Origin of the sequence: Microbacterium sp. LWH10-1.2 (assembly GCF_038397765.1) — a bacterium.
In the GTDB taxonomy this organism is placed as follows: domain Bacteria; phylum Actinomycetota; class Actinomycetes; order Actinomycetales; family Microbacteriaceae; genus Microbacterium; species Microbacterium natoriense.
On sequence record NZ_CP151638.1, the window covers coordinates 3,941,830 to 3,961,610 of the forward strand.

General features: G+C 68.9%; 16 protein-coding genes. 13 read left to right on the forward strand and 3 right to left on the reverse strand.

The genetic code is table 11. The annotated features are described in order from the left end of the window. The first annotated feature begins 46 nt into the window (after positions 1–46). From bcp to MRBLWH10_RS18490, 5 genes are all read left to right on the forward strand, one after another. Complete coding sequence (gene bcp / locus MRBLWH10_RS18470) at positions 47–514, forward strand: thioredoxin-dependent thiol peroxidase (RefSeq protein ID WP_341941057.1); 468 nt, start codon at positions 47–49, stop codon at positions 512–514. Positions 515–745: 231 nt separating this feature from the next. Further along, positions 746–1,249 carry a 2-oxo-4-hydroxy-4-carboxy-5-ureidoimidazoline decarboxylase gene (uraD, locus tag MRBLWH10_RS18475; protein WP_105676241.1) on the forward strand — a complete coding sequence of 168 codons (504 nt, stop codon included), beginning with the start codon at positions 746–748 and terminating at the stop codon, positions 1,247–1,249. Beyond that, positions 1,246–1,587 (forward strand): hydroxyisourate hydrolase, encoded by a 342-nt coding sequence (gene uraH / locus MRBLWH10_RS18480; protein WP_105676242.1) that lies wholly within the window; start codon positions 1,246–1,248, stop codon positions 1,585–1,587. The genes uraD and uraH overlap by 4 nt, the downstream gene beginning before the upstream one ends. Before the next feature lie 7 nt (positions 1,588–1,594). Next, the gene (gene pucL / locus MRBLWH10_RS18485; protein ID WP_341941058.1) at positions 1,595–2,488 is read left to right on the forward strand and encodes a factor-independent urate hydroxylase; all 894 of its coding nucleotides are present in this window, start codon (positions 1,595–1,597) and stop codon (positions 2,486–2,488) included. Positions 2,489–2,697: 209 nt separating this feature from the next. Further along, the gene (locus MRBLWH10_RS18490) at positions 2,698–4,212 is read left to right on the forward strand and encodes a nucleobase:cation symporter-2 family protein (RefSeq protein ID WP_341941059.1); all 1,515 of its coding nucleotides are present in this window, start codon (positions 2,698–2,700) and stop codon (positions 4,210–4,212) included. Between the two features lie 280 nt (positions 4,213–4,492). On the opposite strand, the gene MRBLWH10_RS18495 is transcribed toward MRBLWH10_RS18490, so the two are convergent. Continuing rightward, the gene (locus MRBLWH10_RS18495) at positions 4,493–5,242 is read right to left on the reverse strand and encodes an SDR family oxidoreductase (protein ID WP_341941060.1); all 750 of its coding nucleotides are present in this window, start codon (positions 5,240–5,242) and stop codon (positions 4,493–4,495) included. Between the two features lie 56 nt (positions 5,243–5,298). Here MRBLWH10_RS18495 and aceE point away from each other — a divergent pair, with 56 nt between their 5' ends. Continuing rightward, positions 5,299–7,995: a pyruvate dehydrogenase (acetyl-transferring), homodimeric type gene (aceE, locus tag MRBLWH10_RS18500; protein ID WP_341941061.1), complete on the forward strand. Its 2,697-nt coding sequence runs from the start codon at positions 5,299–5,301 to the stop codon at positions 7,993–7,995. A gap of 386 nt (positions 7,996–8,381) precedes the next feature. Here the strand turns inward: aceE and MRBLWH10_RS18505 are convergent, their stop codons facing one another. Further along, positions 8,382–9,149: an IclR family transcriptional regulator gene (locus MRBLWH10_RS18505; RefSeq protein ID WP_105676250.1), complete on the reverse strand. Its 768-nt coding sequence runs from the start codon at positions 9,147–9,149 to the stop codon at positions 8,382–8,384. Between the two features lie 201 nt (positions 9,150–9,350). On the opposite strand from MRBLWH10_RS18505, the gene MRBLWH10_RS18510 reads away from it, so the two are divergent. The 3 genes from MRBLWH10_RS18510 to MRBLWH10_RS18520 are packed head-to-tail and all read left to right on the forward strand — an operon-like array spanning position 9,351 to position 12,852. Next, positions 9,351–10,751 (forward strand): NAD-dependent malic enzyme, encoded by a 1,401-nt coding sequence (locus MRBLWH10_RS18510; RefSeq protein ID WP_341941062.1) that lies wholly within the window; start codon positions 9,351–9,353, stop codon positions 10,749–10,751. Between the two features lie 5 nt (positions 10,752–10,756). Further along, positions 10,757–12,028, forward strand: a complete 1,272-nt coding sequence (locus MRBLWH10_RS18515) for an aldolase (RefSeq protein WP_341941063.1) — start codon at positions 10,757–10,759, stop codon at positions 12,026–12,028. Beyond that, on the forward strand, positions 12,025–12,852 hold the full coding sequence (locus MRBLWH10_RS18520; protein ID WP_105676252.1) for a bifunctional allantoicase/(S)-ureidoglycine aminohydrolase: 828 nt from the start codon (positions 12,025–12,027) through the stop codon (positions 12,850–12,852). Before MRBLWH10_RS18515 ends, MRBLWH10_RS18520 begins: the two co-directional genes overlap by 4 nt. Positions 12,853–13,213: 361 nt before the next feature. Here MRBLWH10_RS18520 and MRBLWH10_RS18525 read toward each other — a convergent pair whose 3' ends face one another. Then, positions 13,214–14,614: an MFS transporter gene (locus MRBLWH10_RS18525; RefSeq protein ID WP_341941064.1), complete on the reverse strand. Its 1,401-nt coding sequence runs from the start codon at positions 14,612–14,614 to the stop codon at positions 13,214–13,216. Between the two features lie 230 nt (positions 14,615–14,844). Between MRBLWH10_RS18525 and MRBLWH10_RS18530 the strand changes: the two genes are divergently transcribed. From MRBLWH10_RS18530 to MRBLWH10_RS18545, 4 genes are all read left to right on the forward strand, one after another. After that, positions 14,845–15,630: a TIM barrel protein gene (locus tag MRBLWH10_RS18530; RefSeq protein WP_341941065.1), complete on the forward strand. Its 786-nt coding sequence runs from the start codon at positions 14,845–14,847 to the stop codon at positions 15,628–15,630. A gap of 25 nt (positions 15,631–15,655) precedes the next feature. Further along, entirely contained in the window at positions 15,656–16,534 is an 879-nt protein-coding gene (locus tag MRBLWH10_RS18535; protein WP_105676257.1) for a 2-hydroxy-3-oxopropionate reductase, read from the forward strand. A 213-nt stretch (positions 16,535–16,747) separates the two neighbouring features. Next, on the forward strand, positions 16,748–18,535 hold the full coding sequence (gcl, locus tag MRBLWH10_RS18540) for a glyoxylate carboligase (protein WP_341941066.1): 1,788 nt from the start codon (positions 16,748–16,750) through the stop codon (positions 18,533–18,535). A 9-nt stretch (positions 18,536–18,544) separates the two neighbouring features. Next, positions 18,545–19,660, forward strand: coding sequence for a glycerate kinase (locus tag MRBLWH10_RS18545; protein ID WP_341941067.1), 1,116 nt, complete (start codon positions 18,545–18,547; stop codon positions 19,658–19,660). The last annotated feature ends 121 nt before the right edge of the window (positions 19,661–19,781 follow it).

Here is a 19,781-nt window from a genome sequence, read left to right on the forward strand (position 1 = left end):
ATGCGCACCGCATCCTCACCCCAGACCGGACACACAAGGAGAGATCATGACCGACACGCTCGCCCCGGGGGACACCGCCCCCGCGTTCACCCTCGCCGACGCCGATGGCAAGGACACGTCGCTCGCCGATTACGCCGGCCGCAACGTCGTCGTCTACTTCTACCCGAAGGCCGCGACGCCGGGGTGCACGACCGAGGCGTGCGACTTCCGCGACAGCCTGTCGTCGTTGAACGCCGCGGGCTACGCCGTGATCGGCGTCTCGCCCGACAGCGTCGACGAGATCCGCGCCTTCGCGGATGCCGAAGCGCTCACCTTCCCGCTGCTGGCCGACTCCGATGCCTCCGTGGCGAAGGCGTGGGGCGTCTGGGGGCAGAAGACCGTGGGTGACCGCACGTTCGACGGCGTCATTCGCTCGACCTTCGTGCTCGACGGCGACGGCGTCGTGCAGCGCGCCGAGTACGGCGTGGATGCCGACGGCCACGTCGCCCGCCTGCGCGCCGAGCTCGGGGTCTGACCGTCTGATCGAAGCGGCGGGGCGCGGTGCGTCCCGCCGCTTCGTCGTGTCGCACCGCGCCGAAATCTGGGAAAGTAGGCGGAGAGGGTTGACACGGTCGACCATCCTGCTCATACTGTTTACACATGCTGAAATAACAGTTCCGGCATACGGAAAGAGTAAGGCTCCTCGACAGGGGAGATTCCGTATAGTCTTACGCGCCGGATGCCAGTATGTGCTTGAGGATCAAAGATGTTGCTCGAGGAGTTCAACTCCAGCACCCGCGATGACGCTCTGAGCATCGCGAAGCCTGCACTGGACATTCCCCGCTGGTACGACGCGATCGTCGACGGCCGCCCCTACGCCTCGGTCGAGGCGCTCACGGATGCCGCGATGGCGGTCGCCGCGCCCCTCTCCGAGGGAGAGCTCGACGCCGCACTGGCGCATCACCCCCGCATCGGGGAGCGCGCTCAGGGCGACAGCGCCGAAGCGGCGCACGCCCGCAGCGAGCAGGCGGGCGTCGACGCCGGCGCTGCCGACGCCCTCGCCGCAGGCAACAGGGCCTACGAGGCGAAGTTCGACCGGGTGTACCTGGTCCGCGCAGCCGGTCGCACGGCCGACGACATCCTCGCCCTGCTGCAGGAGCGCCTGGGCAACACGCCCGCGCAGGAGCTGGTCGTCATCGACCAGCAGCTGCGCGAGATCGCCGCGCTCCGGCTCGCCGGCGCCATCGAGACAGAAGGAGCGCGCGCATGAGCGTCTCTCACGTGACCACCCACATCCTGGACACATCGATCGGGCGCCCCGCGCCCGGCGTCGCCGTCGTACTCGAGGCCCGAGTCGGCGACGGATGGTCGGGGATCGGTACGGGCCTCACCGATGCCGACGGGCGGGTGAAAGCGCTCGGCCCGGAGCGGCTGGAGAGCGGTGCCTACCGCCTCCGGTTCGACACCGCGGCCTACTTCGCCGGCATCGACACGGACACCTTCTTCCCGGAGGTGGTGTTGACCTTCCTGGTCGACTCTGAGCAGGCGCACTACCACGTGCCGCTTCTGCTGAGCCCGTTCGCCTATTCCACTTACCGAGGAAGCTGAGTAGAAAATGACCGAGATCATTCTGGGCAAGAACCAGTACGGCAAGGCCGAGAACCGCGTCGTCCGCATCACGCGCGACACCGCTCGCCACGAGATCGAAGACCTGAACGTCACCTCGCAGCTGCGCGGCGACTTCGAGGCGGTGCACTTCGAGGGCGACAACGCACACTGCGTCGCCACCGACACGCAGAAGAACACGGTGTACGCGTTCGCCAAGGACGGCATCGGCAGCCCCGAGGAGTTCCTGCTCCGTCTGGGTCGCCACTTCACGGGCGAGTTCGACTGGGTCACCGGTGGCCGCTGGGCTGCCGAGCAGTACACCTGGGCCCGCATCGAGGGAGATCACGGTCCCCACGACCACGCCTTCGTGCGCGCGGGCACCGAGACCCGCACCGCCGTCGTGCAGATCGACGGCGACGACACGGTCGTCATTGCCGGTCTGCAGGACCTCACGGTGCTCAAGTCCACCCAGAGCGGCTTCGTCGGCTACCCGCGCGACAGGTACACGACGCTGCCCGAGACCGAGGACCGCATCCTCGCCACCTCGGTCACGGCCAAGTGGCGCTACAACCGCAACGATCTCGACTTCAACGAGACCTTCGCGGACGTCCGCCGACTGCTCCTCGCAGGCTTCTCGCGCAACTACTCGTACGCGCTGCAGCACACGCTGAAGGAGATGGCGGAGGCCGTTCTCGAGGCGCACCCCGAGATCGACGAGATCCGCTTCTCGACCCCGAACAAGCACCACTTCGTCGTCGACCTGTCGCCGTTCGGCCTGGAGAACCCCAACGAGGTCTTCTTCGCCGCCGACCGTCCCTACGGCCTCATCGAGGCGTCGTTCCTGCGCGACGGAGCGGACACCGACCACTGGTCCTGGAGCGGCATCGCCGGCTTCTGCTGATCGTCAGGGCGGGGAGCCGCTCCGCTCCTCGCCCTGAACACTGCGCCGGATGATCGTCCGGCGCCGAGGGCGGGTCCGTTTCCCGACGCACCGGGCCCGCCCCCGACCCTCGCCATGCCCGCTCCCCCCGAGCGAGCATCATTCGTCATGCCCATCACGCCCATCATGCCCACCCCGAAGAGCGGGTCCCGGACAAGGAGGTCCACCAGATGTTCGCTGCACGCAGTTCCAGCAAGACCAAGACCAAGACCACTGCCACGACCGAGTCGGACCGGCCGGAGGACGAGCGCCTCGGTCTCGGCACCGCCTTCACGTTCGGGCTCCAGCACGTCCTCACCATGTACGGCGGCATCATCGCGCCGCCGCTCATCATCGGCGCGGCTGCAGGCCTGACCCCCACCGAGGTCGGTGTGCTCGTCGCGGCCTGCCTCTTCATGGGCGGTCTCGCGACGCTCCTGCAGACCCTCGGCATCCCCTTCTTCGGCTCGCAGCTCCCGCTGGTGCAGGGCGTCTCGTTCGCGGGGGTCGCGACGATGCTCGCGATCGTGAACCAGGGCGGCGGGCTGCCGGCCGTGTTCGGCGCCGTCATCGTCGCCTCGCTGATCGGCCTCGTGATCGCGCCGTTCTTCGCGCAGATCGTGCGGTTCTTCCCGCCGGTCGTCACCGGAACCGTGATCACGATGATCGGCCTCTCGCTCGTCCCCGTGGCGGCGCGCTGGATCACCGGCGCCAACCCCGAGGCCGACAACTACGCCGATCCGGTGTTCGTCGGCATCGCCGGGTTCACGCTGCTCGTCATCATGCTGCTGAGCAAGCTCGGCAACTCGACGATCTCGCGCCTGTCGATCCTCCTCGCGATGGTGATCGGCACCGTGTTCGCGGCCCTCATCGGCAAGGCCGACTTCTCGAAGGTGTTCGAGGGGCCGATCTTCGCCTTCCCGACCCCGTTCGCATTCGGCGTCCCGACGTTCGACCTCGCCGCGATCGTCTCCATGACCATCGTCGTGCTGGTGATCCTCACCGAGACCACCGCCGACATCATCGCCGTGGCCGAGATCACCGGCTCGAAGGTCGATCGCAAGCGCATCGCCGCCGGTCTCCGCGCCGACATGGCGTCCAGCGCCATCTCGCCGATCTTCAACTCCTTCACCCAGAGCGCCTTCGCGCAGAACGTCGGCCTGGTCGCGGTCACGAAGATCAAGAGCCGCTACGCGGTCGCCGCAGGCGGCGTCATCCTCATCATCCTCGGCCTGCTGCCGGTGCTCGGACGCATCGTGGCCGCCGTGCCCACCGCCGTCCTCGGCGGCGCCGGCCTGGTGCTCTTCGGCACCGTGACGGCATCCGGCATCCGGACGCTCTCGAAGGTCAAATACGACGGCAACATGAACCTCATCATCGTGGCGGCGTCGCTGTCGTTCGGCGTGCTGCCCGAGGTCAACCACGACATCTACTCGAACTTCCCGACGTGGTTCCAGGTGATCTTCGGATCGGGCATCAGCTCGGCGGCGATCATGGCGATCCTGCTGAACCTCGTGTTCAACCACTTCTCGAAGGGCACTCCCGGCAACCCGTCGGTCTTCGCCGCGAGCCCCGTCAGGGCCGTGAAGACAGACGTCATCCGGGTGCTCCGCGAGGGTGACCGCTACGAGGGCGGCACGCTCATCGACGCGAAGGGCACGCCGATCACGGTCGTCGACGAGGAGCCGGAGGACTCCGGCCACTGACGCGGTTCCCTGCGGGGTCCGCGCGGCTCGACGGGCGCACGGACCCCGCGGAACCTTGACAAGAGCTCCGCTGATCGACACACTAGTTACACATACTGAAAGTATTATTCCATAATACGGAATGTATGTACTCGGGGGTGCACCGGATCCGATGCCGGCGCATCGGGGGTGAGCTCGTTCGATGACGCACCGGGCTCACCCCGAACCCCGCAGCCACCCGATGCCGACACCGGCGAGAGGACGAGGAGGTCCCGAGATGAACAGGACCCCCGCGCTCCTCTCAGCCGCGGCCCCCGTAGGGCATGCCGGATGCTGCGACCGTGAGGCTCGCGACGTTCGCCTCCGCCGGCAGCTGCGCCATGAAGAGCACGGCCCGCGCGGCATCCGCGACGTCGAAGGTCGGCTCCACCCGACGCGAGCCGTCGGCCTGCAGGGCGCCGTCGCCCACGCCGATCTCCGACATGATCGACGTCCGGGCATTGCCGATGTCGATCTGCCCCGCCGAGATCCCGTGCCGCCGCCCGTCGAGGTCGATCGACCGGGTGAGCCCCGTGATCGCGTGCTTGCTCACCGTGTACGCGACCGACAGCGGCCGCGGCACCTGAGCGGAGATCGAGCCGTTGTTGATGATGCGGCCGCCCGACGGCCGCTGCGCGATCATCGCCCGCATGGCCGCACCGGCGCACAGCAGCGAGCCCGTCAGGTTGACGTCGAGGGTGCGCCGCCAGTCGGCCGGGGAGATCTCCGCCGCGGATGCCGTCGGCCCGAACGCCCCGGCGTTGTTGAACAGCACGTCGACGCGTCCCCACTCTGCGACCACACGGTCGAAGAGGGCCTCGACCTCGGACTCCACGGTGACGTCCGTCGGCACGACGAGAGCATCCGCATGCCCGTCCGCGGTCTCCCGCAGCGCCTCCTCCCGTCTCCCGGCCAGCGCCACGCGGAAGCCGTCCTCGAGCATCGCGCGTGCGACCGCCCGTCCGATCCCCGACCCCGCGCCTGTGACCACGGCGATCCGTCCCTTGTTCATCGCTGACTCCTCTCCTGAACTCGACGCATGACCCATCTAACAAGAAAGGCCGAATCGTGACCGACAATCGCGCCTCCGCCGCCCTCCCCGCCGACCTCGACCCCGAGGAGACCGCGGAGTGGCTCGAATCCCTGGACGCCCTGATCGCAGAGCGCGGCACCGACCGCGGCGAGCAGATCGTCCGCACGCTGGTCGATCGCGCCGGCATCCGCTCCGAGCCGATCGCGACCACCGACTACATCAACACGATCTCCGTCGCCGATGAACCCGAGTACCCCGGCGACGAGGAGCTCGAGCGCCGCTACCGTGCCTGGATGCGCTGGAACGCCGCCGTCATGGTGCACCGCGCGCAGCGCCCTGGCATCGGTGTCGGCGGGCACATCTCCACCTACGCGGGCGCCGCCACCCTGTACGAGGTCGGCTTCAACCACTTCTTCCGCGGCAAGGACCACCCCGGCGGCGGCGACCAGATCTACTTCCAAGGCCACGCCTCTCCCGGCATGTACGCCCGCGCCTTCATGGAGGGCCGCCTCAGCGAGGAGGACCTCGACGGATTCCGCCAGGAGAAGTCGCGCGAGGGTCACGCGCTCTCGTCCTACCCGCACCCTCGGCTCATGCCGGAGTTCTGGGAGTTCCCGACGGTGTCGATGGGCATCGGCCCGATGAACGCGATCTACCAGGCGCAGTCGAACCGCTACCTGCACGGGCGCGGCCTCAAGGACACGAGCGACCAGCACGTGTGGGCCTTCCTCGGCGACGGCGAGATGGACGAGCCCGAGTCGCGAGGGCTGCTGCAGCTCGCGGCGAACGACGGCCTCGACAACCTCACCTTCGTCGTCAACTGCAACCTGCAGCGGCTCGACGGCCCCGTGCGCGGCAACGGCAAGATCATCCAGGAGCTCGAGGGCTTCTTCCGCGGCGCCGGATGGAACGTCATCAAGGTCATCTGGGGGCGCGAGTGGGACGGCCTGCTCGAAGCGGATGCCGACGGCGCCCTGGTCGACATCATGAACACCACGGTCGACGGCGACTACCAGACCTACAAGGCCGAGTCGGGCGGGTTCATCCGCGAGAACTTCTTCGGCCGCGACGAGCGCACCCGCGCCCTCGTCGACGGGCTGACCGACGACCAGATCTGGGGCCTCAAGCGCGGCGGCCACGACTACCGCAAGGTCTACGCGGCCTACGAGCAGTCGATGCAGCGCAACGGCAAGCCCACCGTCATCCTCGTGAAGACCGTCAAGGGGTACGGCCTGGGGCAGCGCTTCGAGGCGCGCAACGCGACGCACCAGATGAAGAAGCTCACGCTGCAGGACCTCAAGGACTTCCGCGACCACCTGCGGGTGCCGATCACGGATGCTCAGCTCGAGGCCGACCCGTACCAGCCGCCGTACTACCACCCTGGTGCGGATGCTCCGGAGATCCAGTACCTGCACTCGCGGCGGCGGGCGCTCGGCGGCTTCGTGCCGGAGCGGCGACCGCACGCATCCGGCGAGATCGCCCTGCCCGATGCCAAGGCGTACGAGGTCGCCGCGCGCGGCTCCGGCAAGCAGCAGGCGGCGACGACCATGGCGTTCGTCCGCGTGCTGAAGGACCTCATGCGCGACCCGGAGTTCGGCAAGAGGATCGTCCCGATCATCCCCGACGAGGCCCGCACCTTCGGCATGGACGCGTTCTTCCCCACCGCGAAGATCTACAACCCGAACGGTCAGAACTACCTCGCCGTCGACCGTGACATCGTGCTGTCGTACAAGGAGTCGACGAGCGGGCAGATCGTGCACGTCGGCATCAACGAGGCCGGGTCCATCGCCGCGTTCACGGCAGCGGGAACCTCGTACGCCACGCACGGTGTGCCGCTGATCCCCGTGTACGTCTTCTACTCGATGTTCGGCTTCCAGCGCACCGGCGACTCGCTGTGGGCGGCGGCCGACCAGATGGCCCGCGGCTTCCTCATATCGGCCACGGCGGGGCGCACGACCCTGACGGGCGAGGGCCTGCAGCACGCGGACGGGCACTCCCCGCTGCTCGCGGCGACGAACCCGGCCGTCGTCACCTACGACCCTGCGTTCGGCTACGAGATCGGGCACATCATGCGCGCCGGCATCGAGCGCATGTACGGACCGGACTCGACCGACCGCAACCGCATCTACAACCTCATGGTCTACAACGAGCCGATCGTGCAGCCGGCGGAGCCCGACGGCGTCGACGTGGACGGCATCCTCGGCGGCATCCACCGCATCTCTGCCGTCGAGAACCCGCAGACGCACCTGCTCGCCTCCGGCATCGGCGCGACCTGGGCGCTCGAGGCGCAGCAGCTGCTGCGCGACGACTGGGGCGTGCGGGCCGACGTCTGGTCTGTCACCTCGTGGACAGAGCTGCGCCGTGACGCGGTCGCCGCCGAGGAGGACGAGTTCCTCGGACGTGGCGCGCGCACGCCGTTCCTCGTCTCGCAGCTGGCGGGGGCGGAGGGGCCGATCGTCGCCGTGAGCGACTACGCCAAGGACCTGCCAGACCAGGTGCGCCAGTTCGTGAAGAACGACTGGGCGACGCTCGGCGCCGACGGCTTCGGCTTCTCCGACACCAGGGCCGCCGCGCGGCGCTTCTTCAAGATCGACGGTCCGTCGATCGTCGTGCGGACCCTGCAGCTGCTCGCGAAGCGCGGAGAAGTGGATGCCACGGCCCCGGCCCAGGCGGCGGAGAAGTACCGCCTCCTCGACGTGAACGCCGGCACGAGCGGCTCCGACGCGGAGTAGCCGGCGCGCGCGTTCGGGAGGAGAAAGCACGTTCGGGCTGAGGATCTTCGTGGATTCGTCAGCCCGAGCGTGCGTTCTCAGCCCGGGCGTGCGGGGTCAGCCCCGGGGTGTGCGGGGGTGCGAGTGTCCCCGGTGCGGAGCGGTCGTCGCCGCCTCGGGAGGAGAAAGCACGTTCGGGCTGAGGATTCTCGTGGATTCGTCAGCCCGAGCGTGCGTTCTCAGCCCGAGCGTGCGGGGTTAGCCGGGTGTGCGGGGTTAGCCCGAGCGTGCGGGGTTAGCCGGGCGTGCGTTCTCAGCCCGAGCGTGCGAAGGCATCGGAGCTGGTGGATGCCGGTGCGGTGTCGCGCAGGGGAGTGCAGTGCGAAGCCGCGAGTGTCGGTCGGGCCTCAGTCGTTGAGCTCGGCGACGATCGCCTCGGCCGCGCGACGCAGCAGCGGCACGGCGCGGCCGCCGAAGGCCTCATCGACGCGCGAGATCGGGCCCGAGACCGACACGGCGGTCGGGGTCGGAGCATCCGGCACCGCCATCGAGAAGCAGCGCACGCCGATCTCCTGCTCCTGGTCGTCGATCGCGTAGCCGCGCTCGCGGATCACGTCGAGCTCGGCCAGCAGATCCTCGACCGTGCCGATGCTGTGCTCCGTGGGGGTCGGCATCCCGGCCCTGCTGACGATGCCGCGCACGGTGTCGTTCGGGAGCTGCGCGAGGATCGCCTTGCCCACGCCGGTGTCGTGCAGGTGCGCGCGGCGGCCGACCTCGGTGAACATGCGCATGGAGTGCAGCGACGGCACCTGCGCCACGTAGACGACCATGTCGCCGTCGAGCACCGCCATGTTCGCGCTCTCGCCGAGCGCGTCGACCAGGCCCTTGAGCTGGGGGCGGGCGAGGGCGCCGAACTGACGCTGCGCTCCCTCGCCGATGCGGATCAGCCTCGGGCCGAGCGCATAGCGCCGGTTCGGCAGCTGCCGCGCGTAGCCCAGCGACACGAGCGTGCGCAGCAGGCGGTGGATCGTCGGGAGGGGGAGATCGGTGGATGCTGCGAGCTCGCTCAGCGTGACATCGCCACCGGCATCCGTCACCAGTTCCAGGAGCTCGAAGACGCGCTCGACCGACTGCACTCCGGATCCGGCGCTCTTCGGGGTCTTGCTCTCAGCCATTGAAACCTCCCAGTGTCGCGATCATTCCATCATGCGAGAGCCCCGTGTCGAAAATCTCGTCTCGAATACCTCGACTCTTGCGTCGAACTTCCATAAAGTAGATAATAGACTCCACGATACGAAAATCGTTGAAGATTTCTGAAGGAAAGCATCTCGTGTGCCACGGCGACTCGGCCGGGCTCACCTCGACGAGGAGGAAACATGGCGAATCCCGGACCAGGAAACTCGATCACCCTGCGGATCGACGCGCCGTCCAAGTTCAGCGTCACCAGCGAGCTCGCCGCGGCGGCCGCGGAGGCCGGCGCAGCCGTCACCGCCCTCGACGTCGTGGAGTCGCACCCGACCACGATCGTCGTCGACCTCACCTGCAACACCACGGGCGAGGAGCACGCCGACCGCGTGCGCGCAGCCGTCGACGCCCTCGAGGGCGTCACCGTGCGCCTCGTCAGCGACCGCACGTTCCTCATGCACCTCGGCGGCAAGCTCGAGGTCAACCCGCGGGTTCCGCTGCGCAACCGCGACGACCTCTCCCGCGCCTACACGCCGGGCGTCGCCCGTGTCTGCCTTGCCATCGCCGAGGACAAGAACCTGGCCCGCAAGCTCACGGTCAAGCGCAACACGATCGCCGTCGTGACCGATGGCACCGCCGTCCTCGGCCTCGGAGACATCGGCCCCGAGGCCGCGCTCCCGGTCATGGAGGGCAAGGCCGCCCTCTTCAAGCAGTTCGCGAACGTCGACGCGTGGCCCGTCTGCCTCGACACCAAGGACACCGAGGAGATCATCCGGATCGTCAAGGCCATCGCCCCCGTCTACGGCGGCGTGAACCTCGAGGACATCGCGGCTCCCCGCTGCTTCGAGATCGAGGCCCGTCTGCGTGAAGAGCTCGACATCCCGGTCTTCCACGACGACCAGCACGGCACTGCGATCGTCACTCTCGCCGCCCTGCGCAACGCGCTCAAGGTCGTCGGCAAGACGATCGGCGAGGTCCGCATCGTCGTCTCCGGCGTCGGCGCGGCAGGCAACGCGATCATCCAGCTGCTCCTCGCCGAGGGCGCGCACGACATCGTCGCCGCCGGCCGCGACGGAGCGATCCACGCCGGCGGCGAGTACGCCGACGCGCACCGCACCGAGATCGCCGCGACGACCAACCCGCGCGGGTTCCAGGGCTCGCTCAAGGAGGCCGTGGTCGGCGCCGACGTCTTCATCGGCGTGAGCGCACCGACCGTCCTCGACGAGAGCGACATCGCCGCGATGGCCGACGACGCGATCGTGTTCGCCATGGCCAACCCGACCCCCGAGGTCGACCCGATCGTCGCGTCCAAGCACGCCGCCGTGGTCGCGACCGGACGCAGCGACTTCCCGAACCAGATCAACAACGTGCTCGCCTTTCCCGGCTTCTTCCGTGGTCTGCTCGACGCGGGCGTGTCCGACATCACGCCGCCTATGCTGGTCGCAGCCGCCGAGGCCATCGCCTCCCGCGTCGGCGAGGACGAGCTCAACGCGAGCTTCATCATCCCGAGCGTGTTCGATCCGCTGGTGGCCGGCGCGGTCGCCGAGGCGATCGTCCGCGTCGTCGAGTCCTCCGCCTCGAACGAGGAGTGAGCACCGTGGCAGCAGGAACCCTGGGTGACGCCGACCTCGTCGACATCGACGCGCAGCTCGCAGGCACCGACGCGCTGCTGAGGACCGAGTACCAGGGAGACGACGGCACCCGCCAGCCCGTGCACACCCTGTACGTGCCGGCGGACCGGTTCACCCCGGAGCTTCCCGCGGCGTACGGGGCGAAGGCGGCTGCGGCCGTCGCCGCGGTCGGCGGCACGGTCGCGCTCGCCGAAACGGTCGGCCTCGGGCGCCTCGCCTCCGAGCTCGCACCCCTGGTCGACGCGAAGCTCGTCGCCGAGCCGATCGAAGACCTCCGCCTCGACTTCGAAGACGGCTACGGCGCCCGACCGGACGCCGAGGAGGACGCGGATGCCGTGCTCGCCGCCGAGCGCGTGGCGGCAGCCGTGGCCGCCGGCGTCGCTCCGCCGTTCATCGGCATCCGCTTCAAGTGCTTCGAGGCGCCGACCCGGCGCCGCGGCATCCGCACCCTCGATCTGTTCCTGACGACCCTCGCCGGTCTCGGTCCGCTGCCCGCGGGGCTCGTGCTCACGCTGCCCAAGGTGACGACGGTCGCGCAGGTCGAGGCCATGGTCTCGCTGTGCGAGAGGTTCGAGGAGCGCCTCGGCCTGCCCGCAGGGCGCCTCCGCTTCGAGGTGCAGATGGAGACGCCGCAGCTGATCGTCGCGGCCGACGGGTCCGTGCCGGTCGCCACGCTGCTGCACCGTGCGAACGGACGCGTGTCGGCCCTGCACTACGGCACCTACGACTACAGCGCCTCGCTGCAGATCGCCGCGGCGTACCAGTCGATGGAGCATCCGGCCGCCGACTATGCGAAGCAGGTCATGCAGGTCGCCGTCGCCGAGACGGGGGTGCGGCTCTCCGACGGATCGACGAACGTGATCCCGATCGGGGAGAACGCCCTCGACGCCTGGAGGCTGCATGCGCGCCTCGTGCGGCGTTCGTTGGAGCGCGGCTACTACCAGGGGTGGGATCTCGCCGCCGAGCAGCTGCCCACCCGGTACCTCGCGACCTACGCGTTCTACCGCGAGGGCTTCGCCGCCGCGGCGAAGCGCCTCGACAACTACCTGCACGGCGGCGACGCCGCCATCATGGACGAGCCGGCGACGGCTCGGGCCCTCGCGCGCTTCGTCGTGCGCGGGCTGGAGTGCGGTGCCGTCACCGAGGCGGAGGTGCGGGATGCCGCGGCCGCCACGCCCTCCGAGCTGATCAGGCTCGCCCACCCGAAGCTCGCCGTCTCCGAGGAGGACAACTCATGAGCACCGACACCCGCACGTACTACACGCCCGCCGGCGGACTCCCGCCGCAGAGCGACCTGCTCACCGACCGCGCGGTCGTGAAGCTCGCGTACACCTTCATCCCGAAGGGCGTGCTGCGCGACATCGTCACCAGCAGCCTCCCCGGCTTCACAAACACGCGCGCATGGATCATCGCCCGCCCGACCCCGAGCTCGGCGACCACGTTCTCGCAGCTGATCGTCGAGATCGCTCCGGGCGGGGGAGCGGCGAAGCCCGAACCGGAGGCCGGTGTCGAGGGCGTCGTCTTCGTCACCACGGGACGGCTCACGCTCACGCTCGACGGGGAGCGCCACGTGCTGGAGGAGGGCGGCTACGCGTTCCTCGCACCGGGGGCGAAGTGGTCGCTCGCGAACGAGGGCGACGAGATCACCAGCTTCCACTGGATCCGCAAGGCCTACGAGTGGCTCGACGGCGTCGACGCCCCGGCATCCTTCATCACCAGCGACAAGGACATCGCGCCGGTCTCGATGCCCGACACCGACGACGTCTGGGCCACCACGCGCTTCTCCGACGCCAGCGACATGGCGCACGACATGCAGGTGAACATCGTCACCTTCAAGCCGGGCGGGTCGATCCCGTTCGCGGAGACGCACGTGATGGAGCACGGGCTGTTCGTGCTGCAGGGCAAGGCCGTCTACCGCCTGAACGACGACTGGGTCGAGTGCGAGGCGGGGGACTACATGCTGCTGCGCGCCTTCTGCCCGCAGGCGTGCTACGCCGGAGGCCCCGAGGACTTCCGGTACCTGCTCTACAAGGACATGAACCGCCAGATCACCCTGACCTGACGTCTTCCGTCAGCCTGAAGGCGCCGTCCCGCTGCTGCGGGACGGCGCCTTCGTCGTGTGTGACCCGGTCGTTGAGCGAGCGAAGCGAGACGAAACGCTGAGTTGAGATGCACGACGGATGCCGCGGCTGAAGTTGTACGCCCCGTGAGGCGTTTCGTCTCGGTCGCTGGGGCTCCCTCGCTCAACGAGCGACGGCAGGGGCGCGACGGATGCCGCGGCTGAAGCCGTACGTCCCGGGAGGCGTTCGTCTCGGTCGCTGGCGCGTCCTCGTTCAACGACCGGGGACTGCTCGATGGACGGGGGGCCGAACGTGTGAGAGGAGCGGGGCCCGGGGGCCCCGCTCCTCGACCTATCCGTCGGGTCAGGCCTTCGCGACAGCGTCGGCGGCGCGCTCCTCGACGGTCGGGATCTGCTCGATCCGGCCGAGCACCACCGTGTAGAACACGATGCCGATGACCAGCATGATGCCGGCGACGATGAACGCCCAGGCGAAGCTGCCGGTGAACTGCACGATGAATCCGGTGACGATCGGAGCGGTCGTGCCGATGAGGTTGTTCACCGTGTTCATGACGGCGCCGGTCGCGCCCACCGCGCCCTCGGGGGCGATCAGGGCGGGGAGCGAGTTCGTCACGCTGAACGTGATGGTGATGCCCGTGATCCCCAGGGTGATCCAGACGAGCGACCAGACGAGGTCGGTGGTGAACGCCGTCCCGACGATCGTGGTGGCGAGCAGCATCCCGCCGATGATGAACACCCGCCTGACCGCGGTGCTGGACCTGCCGTTGCGGACCATGCGGTCCAGCAGGTAGCCGGGGAGCAGGTACTGCACGACGACGGCGAACAGCCAGGGGACGGCGGTGAACAGGCCCGACTTCGCGACGTCCATGTGCATCTGCGACTGCAGGAAGCCCGGCAGCCAGGTGAGCAGCATCCACTGCACGTAGCCGGCGCAGCCGAGGCCGAGGGACATGCCCCACACCTTGCGCTGGCGCAGGATGTATCCGAGGTTGGCGAGCGGGTTCGGCGTCGGCGCGTCTTCGTGCTGCGCACCGCCGTCGAGGATGTGGTTCAGTTCGGCGTCGCTCAGCCGGCCCTTGCGGTTCATCTCCTTCGGGTCGCGGTAGAAGACGAAGAACACGATGAAGTAGACGAGGCTGAGCACGCCGATGGTGATGAACGCGCCGCGCCAGCCGAACAGGGCGACGGCGGCGCCGACGAGCGGGAAGCCGATCACGTTGGACAGGCGCTGGCCGCTGTCGAAGATCACGGTGGCCATGCCGCGCTCGCTGCGAGGGAACCAGTAGCTGGTGGTCTTCATGGCGCCGGGGAAGATCGGCGCCTCGGCGAGGCCGAGGATCAGCCGGGCGATGAGGAGCAGCCCCATGCCGCTGATCATGGCGGTGAGGAAGCAGGAGACCGCCCACAGCACGGTCGCCGCCCGCATGACCCACTTGATGCCGATCTTGTCCAGCAGCATGCCCATCGGGATCTGCATGAGCGCGTACGACCAGCCGAAGCTGCCCAGGATGATGCCGATCTGGCCCTCGGTGAGGCCGAACTCCATCCGCATGTCGTGTTCCGCGATGGACATCGAGCTGCGGTCGATGTAGTTGATCAGCACCGCGAAGAACAACAGGAACCCGATGGCCCAGCGGACGCGGCCGACCTTCTTCGCCTTCGGGACGATCAGTCCGGTGCGGGGGATCAGGTCGTTCCGCCCTGAGGGCGGCCCTGCGGGATCGCGAGGATCGGTGGATGACATGTGAGACCTCTCTTGCTCATCGTCGAGTTGAGTCTGGACGCTCCCAGACGGGGCGCCCGGTCACTGTATCCCCGCGGCGATAGTTTTCGGAAGAGGGAATTCAATATCCACATAGCGGAAAGGTTGGTATATCACTCGAGGCTCCGCATCGTTGACACGTCGAGCCTTCCCGCGTAGTCTTTTCATTGCTAGGAATTTTTCTTCCACGATTCGAAATCAAGGATGATCTCATGAGCTACACCGTCAACGCCTCGATCCTGCTGACCGAGTTGCCGATCACCGAGCGCCCCGCTGCGGTCAGGGCGGCCGGTTTCGACGCCGTCGAGTTCTGGTGGCCGTTCTCCTCCGCGGTTCCCGCGCAGGAAGAAATCGATGCCTTCGTCGCGGCGATCCAGGATGCCGGCGTGCAGCTCACCGGCCTCAACTTCTTCGCGGGCGACATGCCGGCGGGCGATCGCGGCCTCGTCTCCTGGATCGGCCGCGAGGACGAGTTCCGTGCCAACGTCGAAGTGGTCGTCGCCATCGGCGAGCGGCTCGGCACGAAGGCCTTCAACGCCCTCTACGGCAACCGCATCGAGGGCGCCGACGCTCAGGCGCAGGACGACCTCGCCGTGCAGAACCTCGCGATCGCGGGTGCCGCCGTCGCGAAGATCGGCGGCATCGTGCTGCTGGAGCCGGTCTCGGGCATGGACGCCTACCCGCTGAAGACCGCGGCTGACGCGCTCGCGATCATCGCCAGGATCGCGGACGAGCACGGCGTCGACAACGTGAAGCTGCTCGCCGACTTCTACCACCTGGCCGTCAACGGAGACGACGTCGCGGCGGTCGTCGCCGACCACGCCGCCGAGTTCGGTCACATCCAGATCGCCGATGCCCCCGGCCGCGGCGAGCCCGGCACCGGAGACCTGCCGCTCGCGCAGTGGATCGCCGACGCCCAGGCGGGCGGCTATGCCGGACCCATCGGACTCGAGTACAAGGCCACCCAGGCGGACCCCTTCGCCTGGCTCCAGAACTGACACCCCCTCGCGAAGGAGCGACGACATGACCAGCATCGCCATCATCGGCCTCGGCATCATGGGCCTCCCCATGGCCAAGAACCTCGTCTCGGCCGGCTACGACGTGACCGGATTCAACCGCAGCCAGCAGGCCATCGACACGCTCGTCGAGGCCGGAGGCACGGGCGCGACCAGCATCGCGGATGCCGTGAAGGACGCCGACGTCGTGATCACGATGGTCCCCGACTCCCCGGACGTCGAGGGCGTCGTGCGCGGCGAGGACGGCGTCTTCGCGAACGCGAAGGCGGGCGCCCTGTGGATCGACAACTCCTCCATCCGCCCCGATGTCGCCAAGACGCTGGCGGAGGAGGCCGTCGCGGCCGGCTTCGGCGCCGTCGACGCCCCGGTCTCCGGCGGCGAGCAGGGCGCGATCGACGGCGTGCTGTCGATCATGGTCGGCGGATCCCCTGAGGACTTCGCGAAGGCCGAGCCCGTGCTGAACGCGATCGGCAAGACCATCGTGCACGTCGGCCCCGCCGGCGCCGGTCAGACCGTCAAGGCAGCCAACCAGCTCATCGTCGCCGTCAACATCCAGGCGCTCGCCGAGGCGGTCACGTTCCTCGAGGCGTTCGGCGTCGACACGGATGCCGCCCTCACGGTCCTCGGCGGCGGCCTCGCCGGCTCCAAGGTCCTCGACCAGAAGGGGCAGAAGATGCTGAACCGCGACTTCGCCCCCGGATTCCGCCTCGCCCTCCACAACAAGGACCTGGGCATCGTCACCGCAGCCGCGCGCTCCGTCGGGGTCACCGTCCCGCTCGGCGCCGCCGTCGCACAGCTCGTGAACGCCCTCGTCGCCCGCGGCGACGGCGGCCTCGACCACTCGGGCCTCTTCAAGCTCACCGCAGAGCTCTCCGGTCGCGACTGAGCGACCCCACACCACGCAATCTCCCGTTCGTTGAGCGGAACCCCTCCCCGCTCGTCGAGCGGGACCTTCTACCCGGTCGTTGAGCGAGCGGAGCGAGACGAAACGCCTCATCCGGCGTTCGATGTCAGAACAAGGCGTTTCGTCTCGTCGCTTCGCTCCTCGCTCAACGACCGGTGGCGGACGCTCGACGACCGAAATGAAAAGGACACTCTCATGACCCGCATGCGCGCAGTGGACGCCATCGTCCAGATCCTCGTGAAGGAGGGCGCCACCGAGGCGTTCGGCCTGCCCGGCGCCGCCATCAACCCGCTCTACTCGGCGATGCGCCAGAACGGCGGCATCGGTCACACCCTCGCCCGCCATGTCGAAGGCGCCTCGCACATGGCCGACGGCTACAGCCGCACCGGCGACGGCCGCATCGGCATCTGCATCGGCACGTCGGGCCCCGCGGGCACCGACATGATCACCGGCCTGTACGCCGCGATCGCCGACAGCATCCCGATGCTCTGCATCACCGGACAGGCTCCGGTCGCGAAGCTCGACAAGGAGGACTTCCAGGCCGTCGACATCGCGTCGATCGCGAAGCCGGTGACGAAGTTCGCCAAGACCGTGCTCGAGGCGGGGCAGATCCCCGGTGCCTTCCAGACCGCGTTCCAGGTCATGCGCTCCGGTCGCCCCGGTCCTGCGCTGCTCGATCTGCCGTTCGACGTGCAGATGACCGAGATCGAGTTCGACATCGACACCTACGAGCCGCTGCCCGTGGCGAAGCCCGTCGCGACCCGCGCGCAGGCCGAGAAGGTGCTCGACATGCTCATCGCGGCGACGCACCCCGCGATCATCGCGGGCGGCGGCATCGTGAACTCCGGGGCCTCCGCGAAGCTCGTCGAGCTGGCCGAGACCCTGGGCGTGCCCGTGTTCCCGACCCTGATGGGCTGGGGTGCGATCGGCGACGACCACCCGCTCGCCGGGGGCCTCGTCGGCATCCAGACCTCGCAGCGCTACGGCAACGCGAGCTTCCTCGAGAGCGACTTCGTGCTCGGCATCGGCAACCGCTGGGCCAACCGCCACACCGGCGGCCTCGACACGTACCGCACGGGCCGCACGTTCGTGCACGTCGACATCGAGCCCACCCAGATCGGCCGCGTGTTCGCGCCCGACTACGGGGTGGTGTCCGACGCCGGTGCGTTCATCGACGCGCTGCTCGAGGCCGCGCGCGACCGCGTCGCCGAGCTGCCCGACTACAACGGCTGGGCTCAGGAGTGCCGCGACCGCAAGGCGCGTCTGCAGCGCAAGACGAACTTCGACGACGTGCCCATGAAGCCGCACCGCGTGTACCAGGAGATGCTCTCGGCCTTCGGCCACGACACCACCTACGTCACCACGATCGGCCTGTCGCAGATCGCGGGCGCGCAGCTGCTGCACGTCTACGGCCCCCGCCAGTGGATCAACGCCGGCCAGGCCGGACCCCTCGGCTGGACCCTGCCCGCAGCGCTGGGCGTCGTCCGCGGCAAGCCGGAGCAGCCCGTCGTCGCGCTGAGCGGCGACTACGACTTCCAGTTCATGATTGAGGAGCTCGCCGTGGGCGCGCAGCACAAGCTGCCCTACATCCACGTCGTGGTGAACAACAGCTACCTCGGTCTGATCCGCCAGTCGCAGCGTCCGTTCGAGATGGACTACGAGGTCTCGCTGGCCTTCGACAACATCAACACGCCGCAGGACTCCTCCAGCATCGCCACGGGCTACGGCGTCGACCACGTCAAGGTCGCCGAGGGACTGGGCTGCAAGGCGCTCCGCGTCGAGCGCCCTGAGGACCTCGCCGCGGGCTTCGCCGAGGCCGAGCGCCTGCGGGACGAGTTCCAGGTGCCGGTGGTCGTCGAGGTCATCCTCGAGCGCGTCACCAACATCGCGATGGGCGCCGACCTCGACACCATGAACGAGTTCGAGGACCTCGCGACGTCGCCCGCCGACGCCCCCGAGGCCGTCTACGCCCTGCTGGACTGAGACCGGTCCATGCGCATCCTGATCGCCTCCGACAAGTTCAAGGGCTCCGCCACCGGGGCCGAGGTCGCGGCGTCGCTCGCCGACGGCATCCGGACGCTGATCCCGGATGCCGTCGTCGAGGCGGTTCCCGTCGCCGACGGCGGCGAGGGTACGGTCGACGCGGCGATCGCGAGCGGGTTCGACCCCGTGACCGCGACGGTGACGGGCCCCGTCGGGCAGTCCGTCACCGCGCGGTTCGCGGTGCGGGGCTCCGAGGCGATCATCGAGATGGCGGCCGCGAGCGGGCTCGACCTGCTGCCGAACGGCGAGAAGGCCCCGCTGACGGCGACCAGCCGCGGCACGGGCGAGCTGATCGCCGCGGCCCTCGACCACGGGTGCACGACGATCGTGCTCGGCGTCGGCGGAAGTGCGAACACCGACGGCGGCGCCGGGATGCTGCAGGCGCTGGGCGTCTCCCTCCGGACGGAGGATCGTCCGGTGCGGGCCGGCGGCGCCGCGCTCGTCGAACTCGTCTCTGCTGATGTGTCGGGGCTCGATCCGCGGCTCGCCGAGGCGGAGATCGTGCTGGCGAGCGACGTCGACAATCCGCTCCTCGGGGACCGGGGGGCGGCCGCCGTGTTCGCGCCGCAGAAGGGGGCGAGCGCCGACGACGTCGTCGCCCTCGAGGCGGGCCTCGCACGATTCGCCGCCCTCCTCGAGCAGCAGCCGGGGGTGCGGCCCTCGGCATCCGACCCCGGCGCCGGCGCCGCTGGGGGCGTCGGGTATGCGGCTCTGGCGGTGCTCGGCGCACGCCGCGAACCCGGCATCGACGTCGTGCAGCGGCTCACCGGACTCGCCGATCGCATCGTCGGCGCCGACCTCGTCATCACGGGCGAGGGCAGTCTCGATGATCAGAGCCTCGGCGGCAAGACGCCCCTCGGGGTGGCCGCCGCCGCGCGTGCGGCGGGGGTGCCCGTCGTGGCCGTGTGCGGGCGGTCGACGCTGTCGGCGCAGGAGGCGACGGATGCCGGATTCCACCGTGTGCACGCGCTGAGCGCGCTCGAACCGGACCCTGCCACGAGCATCGCGAACGCGAAGACGCTGCTCGTCGAGGTCGGCGCCCTCATCGCTCGCGATCTCCTCTGATTCTGGTATGCCAAAGCATTGACACGACATCACCGCGTGTGGTGAAATTTCTTTAGTTGAAAACTAGATTCCATATTACGGAATTACCCTGCAACATCTCTTACCTGACGGAGCGGTCAAG

Excerpts from the sequence above, each read along its gene's own strand:
- bcp (WP_341941057.1), top strand. The coding sequence starts at position 47 with ATGACCGACACGCTCGCCCCGGGGGACACCGCCCCCGCGTTCACCCTC.
- uraD (WP_105676241.1), top strand. The coding sequence starts at position 746 with ATGTTGCTCGAGGAGTTCAACTCCAGCACCCGCGATGACGCTCTGAGC.
- uraH (WP_105676242.1), top strand. The coding sequence starts at position 1,246 with ATGAGCGTCTCTCACGTGACCACCCACATCCTGGACACATCGATCGGG.
- pucL (WP_341941058.1), top strand. The coding sequence starts at position 1,595 with ATGACCGAGATCATTCTGGGCAAGAACCAGTACGGCAAGGCCGAGAAC.
- MRBLWH10_RS18490 (WP_341941059.1), top strand. The coding sequence starts at position 2,698 with ATGTTCGCTGCACGCAGTTCCAGCAAGACCAAGACCAAGACCACTGCC.
- MRBLWH10_RS18495 (WP_341941060.1), bottom strand. The coding sequence starts at position 5,242 with ATGAACAAGGGACGGATCGCCGTGGTCACAGGCGCGGGGTCGGGGATC.
- MRBLWH10_RS18505 (WP_105676250.1), bottom strand. The coding sequence starts at position 9,149 with ATGGCTGAGAGCAAGACCCCGAAGAGCGCCGGATCCGGAGTGCAGTCG.
- MRBLWH10_RS18510 (WP_341941062.1), top strand. The coding sequence starts at position 9,351 with ATGGCGAATCCCGGACCAGGAAACTCGATCACCCTGCGGATCGACGCG.
- MRBLWH10_RS18520 (WP_105676252.1), top strand. The coding sequence starts at position 12,025 with ATGAGCACCGACACCCGCACGTACTACACGCCCGCCGGCGGACTCCCG.
- MRBLWH10_RS18525 (WP_341941064.1), bottom strand. The coding sequence starts at position 14,614 with ATGTCATCCACCGATCCTCGCGATCCCGCAGGGCCGCCCTCAGGGCGG.
- MRBLWH10_RS18530 (WP_341941065.1), top strand. The coding sequence starts at position 14,845 with ATGAGCTACACCGTCAACGCCTCGATCCTGCTGACCGAGTTGCCGATC.
- MRBLWH10_RS18535 (WP_105676257.1), top strand. The coding sequence starts at position 15,656 with ATGACCAGCATCGCCATCATCGGCCTCGGCATCATGGGCCTCCCCATG.
- gcl (WP_341941066.1), top strand. The coding sequence starts at position 16,748 with ATGACCCGCATGCGCGCAGTGGACGCCATCGTCCAGATCCTCGTGAAG.
- MRBLWH10_RS18545 (WP_341941067.1), top strand. The coding sequence starts at position 18,545 with ATGCGCATCCTGATCGCCTCCGACAAGTTCAAGGGCTCCGCCACCGGG.